This is a genomic window from Brucella sp. TWI559 (genome assembly GCF_039674265.1).
GTDB lineage: Bacteria > Pseudomonadota > Alphaproteobacteria > Rhizobiales > Rhizobiaceae > Brucella > Brucella chromiisoli.
Genome location: NZ_JBDJNE010000010.1, coordinates 31,319 through 48,557 on the forward strand (window position 1 = coordinate 31,319; position 17,239 = coordinate 48,557).

Sequence of the window (17,239 nt, forward strand, 5' to 3'; positions counted from 1 at the left end):
TGAAAATTTTTATGACTTCATATACTGATAATGAAGATGGAGGCTCTCGCTTTCTCGGCGGCCCGATCTTCTGGATGCTGCTTGTCCTGCTTGTGCTGGTGGGCTTGTTAAGCATCGCACTGACAGTGCCAATCGGCGCGATGTATTGGGATACTTATCTTTATCTCGACGCGGCCCAACGTATAAATACCGGGCAGATCCCGTCCGTGGATTTTTCCACGCCTGGTGGTCCACTCGGATATTATCTTTTCACCTGGGGCATAACGCTTTTCCCGCATGCACAAACTCTGCTGCTTGCGCAATGGTCGTTGCTCGCAGTGGCAGCACCACTGATGATTATCATCATCGCCGATGTGGACAGAAAAAGCCGCATGCTGGCTTTTGCACTTCTCATTCCCTTTCTCGTTTTCGCGGTTTGTCCGGTCAATGTGCAGACCTATACGTCCTATCCGGGGCTGGATGGCTTTGGTATCTATAACCGACAGGTGTCAGTACTGCTTTATGTGCTGATCTGCGGACTGATATTCATTGATGATGGCCGCAAGCTCGCAGCCATTTGTGCAGTGGCCATGCTGGCGCTGTTTCTGACAAAAATAACCGGGTTTCTGGTTGGCGGTCTTTTTTGCCTCACCGCACTTCTGGCGGGGCATATTTCAATCAAAAACATTCTGATTGCAACATTTGTCACCCTCATCGCTCTGGGGGCGCTCGAATTAAACCACCACTTGATTTCAGCCTATATTGCCGACGTCGGACAGCTTCTTGCCCTGAACAAAGGGGCGCTGCTGCCGCGCTTTCTGACAGTTGTTTCCGGTAAGCTCGATGTCATTTTACCAGCAGCAATACTGGTTCTGGTGCTGTTCTGGGTTGAAACCACACGCGGTATAACCTCTCGCCGGTTTTTCGATCGCAGTTCCGTTTGGCTTGCCATTGTCCTTCTGGGCGGCACCATTCTGGAAACACAAAACACCGGCAGTCAGGAATTCATTTTCATCTGGCCCGTTTTGCTGATGATCTATCAGCGTCTCAGACCTATTCAAAGCAAAGCAAAAATCGCGTTCATCGCGCTTTCTGCCTTTTGCGTCATACCGGCGTTCAGCACGGTAACGCATAGAACTTTGCGCACGATTGCCGTGGCGCCAACTTATATTCAGCCACCGGTAACTGAGCTTAAAAACATGCGTCAGGTGTCAACCAAACCCGACATCATGGAGCGTGCAAGATTACTTCCAGAACATTATGCCGCGTATTTCGCACCCTATGAAGCACTGGGAAAACAGGGACAATTGCCCAGCTGGCGGCTGTATTCTGAGCTTGATTATCAAATGTACTGGCTCATTTCGGTTGATGAAGCCGTCAAGGCCTTCAAACAATTTGAAGCCGAAACAGGCCTGCATCTGAACACGCTGATGGCACTTGATTTCACCGATCCGTTTCCATGGCTGCTGAACCGCAAGGCAACGCGCAAAATCCAGATCGGTGCAGACCCATTTCGCACCGTCCCGGCAATGACACCGGAAACCAAAGCCGCGGTGGAAGCAACCGACGGCGTGTTGCGTCCCAAATGCCCGATGACGTCATCGCGCTGGGCTTTGCAGGAAATTTATGCGGATGCGCTTAAAGATCGCGACGTGGTGCCGCTCAACGCATGTTGGGATTTGCTGGTGCGCCCGGGCATTCTCAAAGAAAAGGCCGGGTAAAATCCCGGCCTTTTCACTTTACTTAATCTGCGCTTTCACAAAATCTTTGACAATGCGGACAATGCCGCGTCCAAGAACTTCATCAAGTGCCGCTATAAAATCATCAATATGCTGGCGCCCGCAAATCAATGGCGGCTCAAGCCGGATCACATTGCGATTATATTCGGTGAAAGCCACCAGCACCCCATGATCGCGCAAAAGATGACTGCCGATAAAGCCCGGCAACGAGCCTTTCAGCTTGTCATCCAGCATTGCCAGTACAGGGCGCAGCACCATTGGCATGGCCTTTGAGAAATCGTGGAACTCAAGCCCCACCATCATGCCTTTGCCGCGTACATCCTTGATGAGCGTTGGATAGCGTTCGTGAAGCTCTTTCAGACGATCCAGCAGATAATCCCCCATTTCAGCCGCGTTGTCGATCAGATGCTCATCGTAAAGCACATTGATCGTTTCAATGGAGGTGATGCAGGATTCGCCAATGCCGCCGAAAGTTGCCATGGCATGGATCATTGCCGTCTTCGGCGTGCCATAGGCTTTCATATAGACGTCGCGTCTGGCAATCATTGCAGCCATAGCCGTCTTGCCGCCACCCAGCGACTTGGCGAGCGCTGTGACATCCGGAATGACGCCGTAATGTTCAAAGGCATAGAACTTGCCGGTACGGCCAAAACCGCACTGCACTTCGTCGGCTACCCACACCACACCATACTGATCACAGAGCTGGCGCAGCTTCTGCCAGAATGCCGCATCGGCCTGAATGATCCCGCCGCCGCCCTGAACGGTTTCAAGCACAATGACACCGATTTCCGGATCGGACCGGAAGGCATTTTCAATGGCATCAATATCGCCAAATGGCACGCGAACGGTGTTATCAACCAGCTTGAACTCACCGCGATAAAGTCCGCCATCAGTGATCGACAACACACCCTTGGTCTTGCCGTGGAAAGAATTTTCAGCATAGACGATCTTCGGCTTCTTCGGCCCTGCGGCGCGTTCTGCAACCTTGACCGCAGCTTCCATGGCTTCAGAACCGGACGAGCCTAAGAACACCATATCAAGATCGCCCGGCGAGCAGGCAGCAATGTCATAAGCGAGGGCTGCTGCATATTGCGACATGAAAGCGATCGCGATTTCGTGCCGCATTTCCTCCTGAAATTTGTGACGCGCTTCGAGAATGCGCGGGTGATTGTGTCCTAATGCCAGCGAACCGAAACCGCCGAAAAAATCGAGAATCTTGCGGCCGTCCTGATCATAATAATACATGCCTTCGGCACGCTCGATTTTCACCTTATGAAAACCCAGCAGCTTCATGAAGTGCAACTGCCCCGGATTAAGGTGCGCGGTGAAAAGCTCTGTCATGCGGGGCAGATCAAGCGCCTTGGCGTCTTCAACGCTCAGCAACTTCGGCTTAGGCGTGGTATTTGTTGTTACAATATTGGTCATGGCCTGTTCTCACGCTGCCTTCGATTCAAGTTTCTTATGATATTCGCTATAGGCTGCGATCAGCATGTCCTCATCGCGATATTGCGGCACCCAGCCGAGTTCGCGCTCGCCCTTTGAAACATCAAGAATACACATTTCATCAGCAATCAAATATTGCTCCGGGTCCATCAAAGGCTTGTTGAGCCAATCAAGGAAATCCAGCGTACGCTTGACCGCCCATGCCGGTGTCGGCACCAGAATGGATTTCGAGCCGGCGTGCTTGACCAGATCGCCGAGCAATTTGCGCACCGGTGGCGGATTAAGCGATCCAAGGTTATAAACCTCGTTCGGTACACCTACTTTGAAGGCCGCGTAACAAGCGGACGCACAGTCAAACACAGAAATGAACTGATAAGGATTTTTGCCTGAGCCAATCATCGGCACCGGCAGGTTATTATCAATCAGCTTAAACAGCTTTTCCAGAATACCAAGGCGTCCCGGTCCGATGATCAGGCGCGGACGGAACAGCGAAATATTCATGCCGCGCTTGCGCCATTCCGCAGCCAGTTCCTCGGTTTTCAGCTTCGACAAGCCATATTCGCCCAGCGGATTGCATGGGTGATCTTCTTTCTGCGGCCAGACATAAGTGTGGCCATAAACCATGTCGGTGGTAAAATGAACGAGACGCTTTGCGCCAGCCTCGTCCATCGCCTTGATGATGTTTTCCGTGCCGTAATAATTAACCGGGAAGAAAAAATCGTGACGCTTGGCCCGTACCTGAAGCGGCGAGAGCATTTTGGCCGAAAGATTATAAACCATATCGTCGGCGCGAAGCCCAAGCTTGCGGATGGCTTCCGGGTCGGTCACATCCGTATGCACAAAGGTTGCTTGGCCATAATGCGCGAGATCGCTTTTCACGATATCTGCGACGATCACTTCATGGCCATCAGCGAGAAGCATAGGAGCGAGATAACGCCCCACAAAACCATCCCCACCGAAAATAATATGTCTCATAATCCTGCCCCGACTTTTAAATTTAGACTGACGAACGGTCATGAACCGCCGCGTTCTGTTCGACCTTCGGCGTCTTACCGCTCTGTGCGATCAATACTGTTCCAATGCAGATGAAAGCGATGCCTGCAATTTTGTAGGCACCCAGTTCTTCCTTGAACAAAAGCCACGCGAAAACTGCGACCGCAACATAAGCAAGGCTCAGAAAAGGATATGCGAAAGACAAATCGACTTTTGAGAGCACATACATATGGGATGCCATCGAAATCACGAACATGGTCAAGCCAGCGAAAACCCACGGATTAAAGACAATCTGAAAAATCCGATAAATCAGCGTATCCGCTGTATAGCTGGCATTGCTAAATGTCATCATGCCATATTTGAGCAGAAGTTGTGCTGCCGCATTGGTCATGACCGTAAAAAGAATGAATGGGATATATTTCATTGTCTGTCCCGTGGTTTAATTTTTCAATGCGGTACGCCGCCAGAAATCAGAGCAGAACCGCGCGTCACGCATCTCTTCAAGCTGCTGCCACTCTGGAAAGCCTGCCTTGAATGTCTCCGCACTCATGCGCTGATCTTTGTATGGATTGACACGACCACCGGCTTCTATCGTCATACGGTCAAGAAGGGTGAGCAATTCAAGCGTCTTTTGCCCGCGATTTGGAAAGTCCATTGTCAGGGTATAACCCGGCTTTGGAAATGACATCAGCCCCGGAGAATGCGCATCGCCAAACCGCTTCAACACCGTAAGAAATGATGCCTGCCCTGCTGCCCTGCTTGCATGAAGCATTGCAGGAATGGCGCGCTCCGCCTCTTGAAGCGGGATCACACTTTGATGCTGATAAAGTCCTGCCGGACCGTAAAGCCGGTTCCAGTTGCGCAGGCTATCAAGCGGATAAAAGAACCCCTCGAACCCTGTAAGATGTGGCGCCTGCCTGCGGCGTTTTGCATGAAAATAGAGTGTGTTGAACGCAGTGAGACTCAGTTTGTTGAGCATCGAAAATGGCATCTCGAACGGAACGCCAAGCCGCGCTGCACCATGATTGACCAAGCGCTTGCCATTGACTGCATGATTTCCGGTAATCAGAATCCCGCGCCCTTCTGAATGGCCGCTTGCCAGTTGATCCACCCAGGCAACCGCATATTCATTTTGCTGGTCGGATTCTTCAGCCATCGCGAAATATTCGGGCAGGCTTTTAAAGGGTGTCAGGCGCTCTTCTACATCCAGCGAACCAACCGGCATCAACCGGATGCGGGCATTGAGGATCAACCCTGTCAGGCCCATGCCGCCAATCGTTGCTGAAAAAAGCTCTGCATTTTCTGCGCTTGAGCAGATGTAATGCACACCGTCAGAACGCAACAATTCAAAGCTCTCAACATGGCTCCCGAATGTTCCGCGCAGATGATGGTTTTTCCCATGCACATCATTGGCGATTGCCCCGCCAAGCGTTACAAAGCGCGTGCCGGGCGTCACGGGTAGAAAATAACCATGCTTGGCAACAGCGGCGATAATCTCACTCAACAAAACACCGGATTCCGCTTCAAGAACACCGGTATGCGGATCAAAGCTTACAATCCGCGCATGCGTGCGCATCGGCACAAGCAGCCCTGTGTCATTATGGCAGCTGTCGCCATAAGACCGTCCATTGCCGAATGCGAGCAGACTTTGCGGGCCTTCCAGCCTGGAAAACACATCGTCGAATGCAATTGCGCTTCGCCTATGACGATCAATGCGTCCAAAGCTGTCGAAAGACTGGTCCATCAGCGCATCCCGGCCACAAACAGCAGGCCCGCGCCAATCGCGATCACCAGCTGACTACGCCAGTCATTGGCAAGAAAGACGACCGGATCGTCGTCCATTTCCTTGCGGTGCGCCAATATCCAAACACGAATGATGATATAAAGCACGATTGGGACCAGCGGCCAGATCAGCCACGGATAGTTGTAAAGCTGCTGAACGGCGGCACTGTTGACATAAAGTGCTAAAACCACTGCTGCGGTAAAACCAGAAGCAACCCCGCTTTGGCCGACAATATCCAAATCTTCCGGGCGATAGCCGCGACCAGCGATACGATCTTTTTCGGTTACCGTGGAATTCTGCAGCTCGACATAGCGTTTGACCAGCGCGAGCGACAGGAAGAAGAACATAGCGAATGCCATCAGCCAGAATGACGGAGGAATTTCTGTAACCGTTGCACCGCCAAGAAGACGCAACGTATAAAGCCCCCCCAAACAGATCACGTCTATCAGCAACATACGTTTGAGCGCCACCGAATAGGCTGTTGTGGCAAGCAGATAAAGACCGATAACCAAGCTGAAAGGCAATGGCAGCAACAAGCACAGTCCGGCCGTGATCATTAACAGCAACAATGAAACTTTCAGCCCGAATGGAATACTGAGCGCTCCACTGGCGAAAGGACGTGAGCGCTTTCTGGTATGCTGGCGGTCAAGCGGCAGGTCTACAATATCATTGAGAATATAGATCGCAGAGGCTGCCGCTGAGAACGCAACGAAAGCGAGTACAGAGGACAGAATTATCTCTGGATAGAATATGGTATGGCTGAGAAATGCGGGCACAAAAACCAACAGATTCTTGAGCCATTGGTGAACACGCAGCATTTTAAGATAGGGCTTTATGCCTGTCTTATCTGCCTTGAAAAGGCGGCCACCATTTTGTTTGTGAAAGCGTGCGGCAGCACGGTCGGGGGCAACGACAATCACCTTGCGCGCAGCCGCAAACACGGCAATATCAGCGCGATCATTACCGGCATAATCAAAACCGTTCTGGCCAAATTTTTCGCTTAGAAGCTGTGCCTTACGGTGTGAGGACAGATTTGTTTTCCCACTTGTCGCGTAAACACTTTCAAAAATCCCAAGCTCAGTCGCCACAACCTTCGCGAGCGGTTGCGCTGCGGCAGTTGCCAACACCAGCCTGCGACCCAGCGAATGTTCATGACGCAGATATGCGAGAAAATCCTGCCGGTAAGGCAAAAGCGCTGCGTCAATAGAAATACGACTGGCTATCTGCTGCTTGAGATTGGCCTTGCCTGACAACAGCCAGACTGGCAGCAGAAATACAAAAAGCGGGTTTTTCTTAAGAAGAACAAAGACACTCTCCCATAGCAAATCTGTCGCAACGAGTGTGCCATCCAGATCTACCGCTAGCGGGACATCCCGGCTTTTTAGCGGTTTATCCATATTTTGCCCCCTGAAATCATCGCATCCATACCGCTTTCAAAGGCTTCAGACGAGACTCAATCGAAAATTGTTATTGACGAACGGTCTCTACCAGATTGGACTTTAATCAATCGCTACAAAATTAGGTTAATAACACGCTTCTATAGATAAGTGCTGGTTTATCTTTTAACCGCATAATATAAGGCAATCATTATCTGCCAATCTGGTCTGCGAATAATGCAACAACGCCTCAGGTTTAGAACCGAACGATGAATATTGAATCTGCCTTAAATGACGGTGCCAATGTCTTTGAACTCGCGCCAATTTCCCTGTGGCTTGAAGACTATAGCGGCCTGCGTAAGCAATTTGAGCAATGGCGCAAACTCGGCGTGACAGATTTAAGAGCCTTCCTCAAAGAAGATCTCAGCCGCTTGCGCATCTGCACAAGCCAGATCCGTGTGCTCAAGGTCAATCGCAAAACGTTATCGCTTTATGAAGCACGCGACATCCACCATCTGAAGGAAAATCTGGAGCGTGTGTTCCGCGACGATATGGTTGATCCGCATATCGAAGAAATGGTTCAGCTCTGGAATGGTGACAACGCCTTTATGAGCGATACCATAAACTATTCTCTCGGTGGCAAGCGTCTCGATATTCAGCTTAAGGGCGTGGTTCTCCCCGGCCATGAAGAAAGCTGGGAGCGTGTTCTGTTGTCTATCGAAGACGTGACAGCACGCGAAGAAGCGCGGCGCGAGCAAAATAAGCATAAGCAGCACGCGGAAGGCCTGTTTGAGCATTCCCCTGTTTCGCTCTGGGTTGAAGATTTCAGCCGTATCAAACAGATGATGGACGATATTCGCGAGCGCGGCATTGTCGATTTTCGCATTTTTACGGATGTGCATCCTGAATTTGTGCGTCAGTGCATGAGCGAAATCCGCGTCCTTGATATCAATCGCGAAACACTCGAACTGTTTCTGGCGCCCGACAAAGCTACCTTGTTGCAGAACCTGCAAAATGTTTTCAAAGGCGATATGGAAACGAATTTCCGCGAGCAACTCATCGACCTTTGGAATGGCGTTCTGTTTCAGCGCCGCGAGGTCGTCAACTATGCACTTGATGGAAGCGAGCGGCATTTACTCTTGCAGTTTTCAGTGCTCCCCGGACACGAAAAAGACTGGTCGCTGGTTCAAGTCGCCTTGGCTGATATTACCGCGCGCAAAAAGGCAGAAGCCTATCTCGAATACCTTGGCAAACATGATGTGCTGACCAAGTTGCACAACCGCGCTTTCTATGTCGATGAACTCAATCGTCTTGAGCGCAAGGGACAGCCCCCAGTCTCAATCATCATCATTGACCTCAACGGCCTCAAGGCAGCCAATGACCAGCTGGGGCACGCCAGCGGCGATGGTTTGCTGCGCCGTATCGGTGAAGTGCTCAACGAAGCCGTAAAACTTCCCGGCCATGCTGCCCGTATCGGTGGCGATGAATTTGCGGTTGTGCTGCCATATGTTGATGAACGCGGCGCGGACGCGGTGATGGAAGATATTCGCCGGCTGGTCGATATCAACAACCAGTATTATTCGCAGCTTAAAATCGAGCTTTCGATGGGTGCCGCCACCAGTATGCCGGGCGAAAAACTGGAAACGGTTGCGAAGCGCGCTGATCTTTTGATGTATGAAGACAAACGTAAACATTATTCAGCAGAAGCGCTGCGGAAATCGCAGCTTTCCTGATCAGTCGTCAAACTTTATCACGGTTTTACCGCGAGTGATGTCGCTCACCAGACGCGCCAGATCATCTTGTGCGGCAAGCGGCATCGCACCCGTTATTTCGACGCCGGTTGCGGTGAAGTTCTCATTCGCAATCGTCACATTCTCAACAGCCGTCAGGCGCGCTTTTATAAGCGCATGATCAGAAAAATCACACGCCAGCACAAAACCAATTACGGGGATGACTTCGGTCTTCTCAGCCTGCCGAAGACACATGGCCGCCGTGCCACCATAAGCGCGCATTAACCCGCCACTGCCCAGCAGAATACCGCCAAACCAGCGTGTGACAACCACCACAATATTATCAAGCTGCTGACCGTCTATCGCTTGCAAAATAGGCTTGCCTGCCGAGCCACTCGGCTCACCATCATCGCTGAAGCGATAATTCTGTCCCATGCGCCATGCCCAGCAATTATGCGTCGCAGACAGATCGGAATATTCAGTCAGGAAATCCTTTGCCGCCTGTTCGTTCGCCACAGGAGCGGCAATAGCCAGAAAACGGCTCTTCTTGATCTCCTGTGTCATGGTTTCAATGCGGCTGATGGTGAACATGGCTATCCTGCTAACAGTATTTTTGCGGACTAGCATTTTACGTTGCGGATGACGACCCCTTATGGCTCCGTCAGCATTGCGTGCGTGCAAAGTTGGGTATAAGTCAAAACGCAAATGAGCAGCACATTATAGCGCTCATATTTTTATAATGACCAAGAGGCCGCCCATGTTCGATCTGATTGTAAGAAACGCCAATCTTCCCAACGGACGTGAAAAGCAGGACATTCTGGTCAAAGACGGCAAGATTGCCGATATTGTGCCATCCACGGGCGATCATCAGGCAGCCAAGGAAATCGACGCTTCAAACCGGCTGGTCACACCGCCTTTCGTTGATCCACATTTCCATATGGACGCAACTCTGTCACTTGGCTTGCCGCGCTTAAACCGCTCCGGCACATTGCTGGAAGGCATCGCGCTTTGGGGTGAACTCAAGCCCATGCTGACCGTTGACGCCATGGTTGAGCGCGCGCTTCGCTATTGCGATCTCGCTGTCAGTCAGGGCCTGCTTGCCATTCGCAGTCATGTCGATGTCAGCGATCCGCGTCTGCTCACGGCAGAGGCGATGATCGAAGTGCGCGAAAAGGTGAAACCTTATATCGACCTTCAACTCGTGGCGTTCCCGCAGGACGGGTACTATCGTTCGCCCGGTGCTGTCGATCTCGTCAATCGTTCGCTCGATATGGGCCTTGATGTTGTCGGCGGTATTCCACATTTCGAACGCACCATGGCAGACGGTGCAGCATCGCTAGAAGAACTCTGCCGCATTGCCGCAGAACGCGGCCTGCCGGTTGATATTCATTGCGACGAAACCGATGATCCAATGTCGCGCCATGTCGAAACACTGGCCGCACAGACAATGCGGTTTGGCCTTCAGGGCCGCGTCTCCGGCTCGCACCTCACCTCCATGCACTCCATGGACAATTATTACGTTTCCAAGCTCATTCCGTTGATTGCGGAAGCGCAGATGAACGCCATTCCAAACCCGCTCATCAACATCACATTGCAGGGCCGTGCAGATACCTATCCGAAGCGTCGCGGCATGACCCGCGTGCCGGAACTGATGGCGGCTGGCATTAACGTAGCCTTTGGCCATGATTGCGTGATGGACCCATGGTATTCTATGGGTTCGGGTGACATGCTGGAAGTCGGCCATATGGCTGTTCACGTCGCGCAGATGACATCGATTGAAGGCAAGAAACAGGTCTTCAACGCGCTCACCGTCAATTCGGCTAAAGCGCTGGGCCTTGAAGGTTACGGCCTTGAAAAAGGCTGCAATGCAGATTTCGTGGTGCTTCAGGCACGCGACGCGCTGGAAGCACTTCGCCTAAAAGCCAACCGCCTGATAGTCGTCAAACGCGGAAAAATCATCGCCGAAACACCACAACGCATCAGCGCACTCAACCTTGAAGGCCGTCCGTCTTCGGTTGATGGCGCAGATTATGCGCCACAGGAATAATATTCCCACAAAAATACGACGAAAAAGCAGTGCCTCTTTTTCAACCGTCTGATAAAAGCGCTTGAATTAACGGCAGATTCGTCTGAAATACGTGACGTTGCTCATAAGCCTCGCAAAAAGAGGCGGAGCAATCAGTCGCGCATAATTGCACGTCTACACATCACCCAAGAGGGGTTTCCATGACCACACCGTCCAAACTCACACGCCGCAGCGTTCTCGCAATGTCTGCGGCTCTCAGTGTAACAGCACTCTCCACCAGCGTTTTCGCGGCAGAAGAAAAGTTAAAAGTCGCAGGCATTCATGCATCACCTGTTGAAAACGCATGGAACTCGCGCCTTCATGAAGCGCTCAAGCAGGCCAATGACGACGGCGTTATCGAATATGTCTTTTCGGAAGGCGTTTCGGCCAGCGACTATCCGCGCGCCATGCGCGAATATGCAGAACAGGGCATCAAACTGATCGTCGGCGAATCCTATGCTGTTGAACGCGAAGCGCGTCAGGTTGCAGCCGATTACCCACAGACCACCTTCATCATGGGTTCTTCCGGCAAGGAACAGGGCGACAATTTCGGCGTGTTCGGCACATGGAATTTTGAAGCGGCCTATCTCGCAGGAATGCTTGCGGGTGGCATGAGCAAGACCGGTACGTTCGGTTCCGTCGGTGCTATCCCAATTCCTGAAGTCAACATGCTCATCAACGCATTTCAGGACGGTGTGAAAGAAACCCGCCCGGATGCGAAGTTCAACGCTTCGTTCATCGGCACATTCTTCGATCCGCCAAAGGCACGCGAAGCTGGTCTCGCCCAGATCGACGCTGGCGCTGACATCCTGTTTGGCGAGCGTATCGGTACGGCAGATGCTGCCAAAGAACGCGGCATCAAAGCAATTGGTTCGCTGATCGATTACACGCCACGCTACCCGGATACCGTCTTTGCCAATGCGATGTGGAACTTCCGCCCGATCCTTGATGCAGCCGTTGCAGACGTCAAGGCTGGAAATCCAACCGGCAAGGATTACACGCCATTCAGCCTGATGAAGGAAGGCGGCAACGACATCGTTTACGTCAAGGGCGTTGCTCCGGCAGACGTCGAAGCCAAAATGGAAGCCCGTCGCGCCGAGATCAAGGCTGGCACTTTCAAGGTCGAGCCAAATCCGGCAGAGCCTAAGTAAGAAATTTCAGGACAGCAACGTGGCACTCGATATGAAGCAACAGGATGCAACAGCGCTCGCACTCGCGATTGCGAAAGGCGTTTTGACCGCACGAGAGGCCATGGATGCCGCGATTGAAGCCGCAGAAAAATGGCGCCCTCTGGGCGCCATTGCATATCTCGATGAAGAACTTGGACGCGGGAATGCGAGCGCTTTTGATCACAAAGCGCCATTCGCCGGGGTACCGTCCCTGTTCAAGGATCTTGGTGGTCCATGCGCTGGCCTGCCGATCCGCCTTGGTTCGCGCGCCTGTGCGAACGCACCGCGAGACCTTGATTCAGAACTCGCTGCGCGTTTGCGCAAAGCGGGCCTTAGCTTCTTCGGCACGACAACCGTTCCAGAATTCGGCATGGCGCTTGCAAGCGAGCCAATAGACGGCCCTCTCGCTCGCCATCCTTTCGACGACACACTCTCGCCTGCCGGATCATCGGGCGGTGCAGCCGCAGCCGTGGCAGCCGGTATTGTTTCAATAGCGCACGCAACCGATGCTGGTGGTTCGATCCGCGTTCCAGCGGCAACTTGTGGGCTGATCGGCCTCAAGCCAAGCCGTGGCGCTATGCCAGCCGGTCCGCATTTCGGCAATTATCTCGCAGGCATCGCAAGCGAATTTGCGCTTTGCCGTTCAATTCGCGATGCAAAGACTTTATTCCCGCTCGTTGCTGGCAACGCCGAAAGCTTCCTGCCTGATGTCTCCCTTCGATCAGACAACAAGCCGTCAAAACTGCGCATCGGTATTGTTTCGGGAGATTTGACCAAATATCCGGTAACGGAAGAGCGTCAACAAGTGGTTGAAGATGCAGCCCGCTTTCTCGAAGCGCAAGGCCACACAATTCGGGCGATCAATGCGGATGCTCTTTCCCCGCTCGTTGATAACAGTGCCACAGCTTTTGACCGGATCATCTCGGCCAATCTGGCATCGGCGATTGATGCATTCTCAATTGACGAAGATAAGCCTGAAAGACTGACGCAAGCCGTGGCATTGCGCGGACGCAGAATGAGCGCAGTCGAACTCTACGACGCCATGAATGGCGGCGTTATGACGGCCTATCAACTCTGGCAGATTTTCCATGACATTGATGTGTTAATAACGCCGATGCTGGCGCGTGGTCCGCAGCCGATCGGCTCATATCCTATGGATCATGACGATGTGGACGCACATTGGCATAAGATGAATGCATTCGCGCCTTATGCGGCCTTGGCCAATATTTCCGGCTTTCCGGCGCTTTCCATGCCTTTTGGCACGGACGCAAACGGTATGCCGCTTGCAATTCAGTTGATTGCTCGTATGGGAGCGGACAATCTTCTCTTAAACCTGGGCGAGTTGATGGAAGAGGACTGTCGCTTTCAGCATAAATTTGGCGTTGCGGGGTTGAACGCATGACCACCACAGTTCTCGAACTGCAAAATATAACCAAACGCTTTGGCACGCTGACCGCCAATGACGCTATTTCGTTAAAGCTTGAGCGCGGCGAAATCCTCGCTTTTCTCGGCGAAAACGGCGCTGGCAAAACCACGCTAATGAACATTCTGTTCGGCCATTACGTGCCTGATGAAGGGCGCGTTTTCGTCAAGGGCACCGAAATCCCGCAGGGTAAGCCACGCGCCGCAATCGATGCGGGCGTTGGTATGGTGCATCAGCATTTTACACTGGCTCCCAATCTCACGGTTCTGGAAAACATCATCACCGGCACCGAAAGCCTCTGGAAACTAAAATCAGCGCATGGTGCAGCGCGCGCCAAAATTTCGGAAATTGCCAAACGCTTTGGCTTGCAGGTCGATCCCGATGCACGGCTTGGTGACCTTTCGGTCGGCGAGCAGCAACGTGTGGAAATCCTCAAGGCACTCTATAACGACGCCGACATCCTGATCCTCGACGAGCCGACCGCCGTTCTGACCACGCAGGAAGCCGAAAACCTGTTTGCGACACTGAAAGAGATGGCGCGTCAGGGCCTGTCGCTCATTTTCATTTCGCATAAGCTGCATGAAGTCATGTCTGCTGCTGACCGCGTTGTGGTCTTGCGCGGCGGCAAGCTTGTCGCAGAACGCAAAGCGTCCGAAACCTCCAAGGAAGAGCTGGCTGAACTGATGGTTGGCCGCCGTGTTTCGCGCCCTTCGCGCGCAGCCGCCCCCCCCGGCGAGACTTTGCTTGAAGCAAAGAATGTCACTGTGGTGGAAGATGGTGTGGCGCGCTTGACCGATCTTGATTTTCATCTGCGCGCTGGCGAAACCCTCGGCATCATCGGCGTTTCCGGCAATGGTCAGGCGGCGCTCGGCCGTCTTGTTTCCGGCCTCAGCCAGCCTGCCAGTGGCTCACTCGTTATGTTCGGCGAGGCGGTTAAGAAGTTTGATCCGCGTCAGTTTGTGGGAATGGGCGTTGGCCGTATCCCGGAAGATCGCAATGCGGAAGGCGCAATCGGCGATCTCACACTTTGGGAAAACGCTATACTTGAGCGCGTCCGCGATCCGCAATTTTCCAATGGCATTCTGGTCAATCGAACGGCTGCGCGTGAATTTACCAACCGCATCATTAAAGATTTCGATGTGCGTGGCGGCACGCCCGACAGCCGCATTCGTCTGCTTTCAGGCGGCAACATGCAGAAACTCATTCTGGGCCGCAACCTTGAAACAGCCCCGCGCATTCTAATTGCTGCCCAGCCAACGCGCGGCCTTGATGAAGGTGCAGTCGCTGCCATTCATGCCCGCATTCTGGAAGCGCGGGCCAAAGGTGCTGCCGTGCTGCTTATCTCGGAAGACCTTGACGAAATTATCGGCCTTGCCGACCGCGTGCAGGCTATCGTCAAAGGAAAGCTGTCTCCACCCATTGATGCAGCCGAGGCCAATGCGCAAAGACTGGGCCTGATGATGGCCGGCGAATGGCAGAATAATACTACGAAGGGGCTCAACTGATGCGTATTGAACGACGCGAAACAAGGCCCATGGCTCTGGTGGCAACGGCTCCGGTTCTTGCGGTTCTCGCTGCCTTTGTGCTGGCTGGTCTGCTGATCGCAGCCGCGGGCGCCCCTGTGCTTGAATCCTTCCGCCAGATTGCAATCGGCGCATTCGGTACGAAGCTTTCCATCACCGAAACATTGACCCGCGCGGCCCCTTTGATGCTGACCGGCCTTGCTGCGGCTGTCGCCTTCCGTTCAAAACTCTGGAATATCGGCGCTGAAGGCCAATTTTATATGGGTGCCCTTGCGGTTGTTGCCTGTGGCACGCAATTAGCCCTGCCAGCACCCTTACTCATTCCGCTGTTGCTGATCGTGGGTGCGATTGCTGGCATGATCTTTTTGCTGATCCCGCTCGGCCTTCGCCTGCGCTTTGGCGTTGATGAAGTCGTGACCACGCTGCTGCTCAATTTCGTGGCTGTTCTATTCGTTTCGATGATGATCGAAGGCCCGATGAAAGACCCGCTGGCTTTCGGCTGGCCGCAGTCGGAACCTGTACCGGATGCAGCCGTGCTGCCAAAAATCATGCCGGGCATGCGGCTCCATATCGGCATTTTGATTGCCATCGCGCTTGCGCTGATCATCGCCTATGTCCAAAAGCGCACCGTGTTTGGTCTTGAAACCAAAGCTGCGGGACTTAACCCGAAAGCCGCGCGTTTTGCAGGTGTACCCCTTGGCAAAACGCTGGTGAAAGTCGCCTGCATTTCCGGTGGTCTTGCGGGTCTTGCCGGTGCAATACAGGTCATGGGTGTCAAAGGTTATGTCACAACCGATCTGTCGCCGGGCTTTGGCTATTCCGGCATCATCGTTGCCATGCTTGCCAATCTGAACCCCATTGGTGCGATTTTTTCGGCCCTTTTTGCAGCAGCCATGTTCGTTGGCGCAGACGGCATGAGCCGCGCCATTGGCATTCCGAGCTTCATCGCCGATGTGACGGTTGCACTGTCGCTGCTCACCATGCTGGTCGCCCTCTTCTTCACCCAATACAGGATCGCCCGATGAACGAGTTGATGGATATCCTGCTTTCCGCTGGCCTCTGGGTATCGGTTCTGCGCATCGCAACACCGCTGATTTTCGGCACGCTCGGCGCACTTTATTGCGAACGTGCAGGCGTTCTGAATCTCGGCATCGAAGGCATCATGACCTTTGGCGCAATGATCGGCTGGCTGACCGTCTTCAACGGGGCAGATCTTTGGGTCGGCGTGCTGGCTGCTGCCGCATCGGGTGCTGTTTTTGGCCTGCTGCACGCAGCGCTGACCGTTCCACTCGGCCTGTCGCAGCATGTGGTCGGCCTTGGCATCACGCTGTTTGCGTCGAGTCTGAGCTATTTCCTGTTTCGTCTGCTGGTGCCATTGTCTTCCACACCACCGACAATCACACCGTTCCAGCCAGTCAATCCGTCTTGGCTTGCGGATATTCCGTTTATTGGACAGGTGCTCGGCACCCAGACAGCACTCACATGGATCGCCATTCCACTGGCACTGCTGCTTGGTTATGTGCTGTTTCGCACACCACTTGGCCTCGCCATTCGCATGACCGGTGAAAATCCACATGCAGCCGAAGCGCAAGGCATCAACCCGATCCGGGTGCGTATTTTCACCATCATGTTCGGCAGTGCATTGATGGCTGTTGGCGGCTCGTTTCTCACGCTCTCCGCGTTCAACTCGTTCTTCCCGACCATGATGCAGGGACGCGGCTGGGTGTGTATCGCGCTCGTCGTATTTGCCTCATGGAAGCCTGCGCGCGCACTTTTAGGCGCCTTGCTGTTTGCGCTCTTTGACGCGTTCCAGCTGCGTCTACAAACCGTTTACGGCAAGCTCGTGCCTTATCAGCTCTTCCTGATGATCCCATATATCATGTCGATTGTGGCGCTGATCGTAATGGCACGTCGCGCACGCGTTCCACAGGCGCTGATGCAGCCCTATCGCCGCGGCGAGCGATAAAGAATAAATCTTGTTACCCCAAACAAAAACGGCGCCCGAAGGCGCCGTTT

At 53.1% G+C, this 17,239-nt stretch carries 14 protein-coding genes; 8 read left to right on the forward strand and 6 right to left on the reverse strand.

The features are described 5' to 3' along the window. The first annotated feature begins 11 nt into the window (after positions 1 to 11). Positions 12 to 1,700, forward strand: a complete 1,689-nt coding sequence (locus tag ABE530_RS13420) for a hypothetical protein (protein WP_499694819.1) — start codon at positions 12 to 14, stop codon at positions 1,698 to 1,700. Between the two features lie 18 nt (positions 1,701 to 1,718). Here the strand turns inward: ABE530_RS13420 and ABE530_RS13425 are convergent, their stop codons facing one another. From ABE530_RS13425 to ABE530_RS13445, 5 genes are read right to left on the reverse strand one after another with little or no spacing between them, the layout of a single operon-like run. Further along, complete coding sequence (locus ABE530_RS13425; protein WP_265985142.1) at positions 1,719 to 3,143, reverse strand: aspartate aminotransferase family protein; 1,425 nt, start codon at positions 3,141 to 3,143, stop codon at positions 1,719 to 1,721. 9 nt (positions 3,144 to 3,152) lie between these two features. Further along, positions 3,153 to 4,136 carry an NAD-dependent epimerase/dehydratase family protein gene (locus ABE530_RS13430; RefSeq protein ID WP_499694820.1) on the reverse strand — a complete coding sequence of 328 codons (984 nt, stop codon included), beginning with the start codon at positions 4,134 to 4,136 and terminating at the stop codon, positions 3,153 to 3,155. A 22-nt stretch (positions 4,137 to 4,158) separates the two neighbouring features. Beyond that, the gene (locus ABE530_RS13435) at positions 4,159 to 4,578 is read right to left on the reverse strand and encodes an EamA family transporter (protein ID WP_499694821.1); all 420 of its coding nucleotides are present in this window, start codon (positions 4,576 to 4,578) and stop codon (positions 4,159 to 4,161) included. Positions 4,579 to 4,593: 15 nt separating this feature from the next. Further along, entirely contained in the window at positions 4,594 to 5,898 is a 1,305-nt protein-coding gene (locus ABE530_RS13440; protein WP_499694822.1) for an FAD-binding oxidoreductase, read from the reverse strand. Then, the gene (locus tag ABE530_RS13445; RefSeq protein ID WP_499694823.1) at positions 5,898 to 7,334 is read right to left on the reverse strand and encodes a UbiA family prenyltransferase; all 1,437 of its coding nucleotides are present in this window, start codon (positions 7,332 to 7,334) and stop codon (positions 5,898 to 5,900) included. Before ABE530_RS13445 ends, ABE530_RS13440 begins: the two co-directional genes overlap by 1 nt. 248 nt (positions 7,335 to 7,582) lie before the next feature. On the opposite strand from ABE530_RS13445, the gene ABE530_RS13450 reads away from it, so the two are divergent. Next, positions 7,583 to 9,046: a sensor domain-containing diguanylate cyclase gene (locus ABE530_RS13450; RefSeq protein ID WP_499694824.1), complete on the forward strand. Its 1,464-nt coding sequence runs from the start codon at positions 7,583 to 7,585 to the stop codon at positions 9,044 to 9,046. On the opposite strand, the gene ABE530_RS13455 is transcribed toward ABE530_RS13450, so the two are convergent. Then, the gene (locus ABE530_RS13455) at positions 9,047 to 9,634 is read right to left on the reverse strand and encodes an IMPACT family protein (RefSeq protein ID WP_499694825.1); all 588 of its coding nucleotides are present in this window, start codon (positions 9,632 to 9,634) and stop codon (positions 9,047 to 9,049) included. It lies immediately after the preceding gene. Between the two features lie 166 nt (positions 9,635 to 9,800). Between ABE530_RS13455 and ABE530_RS13460 the strand changes: the two genes are divergently transcribed. The 6 genes from ABE530_RS13460 (at position 9,801) to ABE530_RS13485 (ending at position 17,189) form a co-directional block, all read left to right on the forward strand. Beyond that, positions 9,801 to 11,090 (forward strand): amidohydrolase family protein, encoded by a 1,290-nt coding sequence (locus ABE530_RS13460; RefSeq protein WP_499694826.1) that lies wholly within the window; start codon positions 9,801 to 9,803, stop codon positions 11,088 to 11,090. A gap of 179 nt (positions 11,091 to 11,269) precedes the next feature. After that, the gene (locus ABE530_RS13465; protein WP_265985134.1) at positions 11,270 to 12,259 is read left to right on the forward strand and encodes a BMP family protein; all 990 of its coding nucleotides are present in this window, start codon (positions 11,270 to 11,272) and stop codon (positions 12,257 to 12,259) included. A gap of 31 nt (positions 12,260 to 12,290) precedes the next feature. Beyond that, a complete protein-coding gene (locus tag ABE530_RS13470; RefSeq protein ID WP_499694880.1) occupies positions 12,291 to 13,679 on the forward strand; it encodes an amidase in 1,389 nt (462 codons plus the stop codon). Continuing rightward, positions 13,676 to 15,205: an ABC transporter ATP-binding protein gene (locus ABE530_RS13475; RefSeq protein ID WP_499694827.1), complete on the forward strand. Its 1,530-nt coding sequence runs from the start codon at positions 13,676 to 13,678 to the stop codon at positions 15,203 to 15,205. Before ABE530_RS13470 ends, ABE530_RS13475 begins: the two co-directional genes overlap by 4 nt. Beyond that, positions 15,205 to 16,248, forward strand: a complete 1,044-nt coding sequence (locus ABE530_RS13480) for an ABC transporter permease (RefSeq protein WP_499694828.1) — start codon at positions 15,205 to 15,207, stop codon at positions 16,246 to 16,248. Before ABE530_RS13475 ends, ABE530_RS13480 begins: the two co-directional genes overlap by 1 nt. After that, positions 16,245 to 17,189 (forward strand): ABC transporter permease, encoded by a 945-nt coding sequence (locus ABE530_RS13485; protein ID WP_396996842.1) that lies wholly within the window; start codon positions 16,245 to 16,247, stop codon positions 17,187 to 17,189. The genes ABE530_RS13480 and ABE530_RS13485 overlap by 4 nt, the downstream gene beginning before the upstream one ends. Positions 17,190 to 17,239 lie beyond the last annotated feature (50 nt).

Excerpts from the sequence above, each read along its gene's own strand:
- ABE530_RS13420 (WP_499694819.1), top strand. The coding sequence starts at position 12 with ATGACTTCATATACTGATAATGAAGATGGAGGCTCTCGCTTTCTCGGC.
- ABE530_RS13425 (WP_265985142.1), bottom strand. The coding sequence starts at position 3,143 with ATGACCAATATTGTAACAACAAATACCACGCCTAAGCCGAAGTTGCTG.
- ABE530_RS13430 (WP_499694820.1), bottom strand. The coding sequence starts at position 4,136 with ATGAGACATATTATTTTCGGTGGGGATGGTTTTGTGGGGCGTTATCTC.
- ABE530_RS13435 (WP_499694821.1), bottom strand. The coding sequence starts at position 4,578 with ATGAAATATATCCCATTCATTCTTTTTACGGTCATGACCAATGCGGCA.
- ABE530_RS13440 (WP_499694822.1), bottom strand. The coding sequence starts at position 5,898 with ATGGACCAGTCTTTCGACAGCTTTGGACGCATTGATCGTCATAGGCGA.
- ABE530_RS13445 (WP_499694823.1), bottom strand. The coding sequence starts at position 7,334 with ATGGATAAACCGCTAAAAAGCCGGGATGTCCCGCTAGCGGTAGATCTG.
- ABE530_RS13450 (WP_499694824.1), top strand. The coding sequence starts at position 7,583 with ATGAATATTGAATCTGCCTTAAATGACGGTGCCAATGTCTTTGAACTC.
- ABE530_RS13455 (WP_499694825.1), bottom strand. The coding sequence starts at position 9,634 with ATGTTCACCATCAGCCGCATTGAAACCATGACACAGGAGATCAAGAAG.
- ABE530_RS13460 (WP_499694826.1), top strand. The coding sequence starts at position 9,801 with ATGTTCGATCTGATTGTAAGAAACGCCAATCTTCCCAACGGACGTGAA.
- ABE530_RS13465 (WP_265985134.1), top strand. The coding sequence starts at position 11,270 with ATGACCACACCGTCCAAACTCACACGCCGCAGCGTTCTCGCAATGTCT.
- ABE530_RS13470 (WP_499694880.1), top strand. The coding sequence starts at position 12,291 with ATGAAGCAACAGGATGCAACAGCGCTCGCACTCGCGATTGCGAAAGGC.
- ABE530_RS13475 (WP_499694827.1), top strand. The coding sequence starts at position 13,676 with ATGACCACCACAGTTCTCGAACTGCAAAATATAACCAAACGCTTTGGC.
- ABE530_RS13480 (WP_499694828.1), top strand. The coding sequence starts at position 15,205 with ATGCGTATTGAACGACGCGAAACAAGGCCCATGGCTCTGGTGGCAACG.
- ABE530_RS13485 (WP_396996842.1), top strand. The coding sequence starts at position 16,245 with ATGAACGAGTTGATGGATATCCTGCTTTCCGCTGGCCTCTGGGTATCG.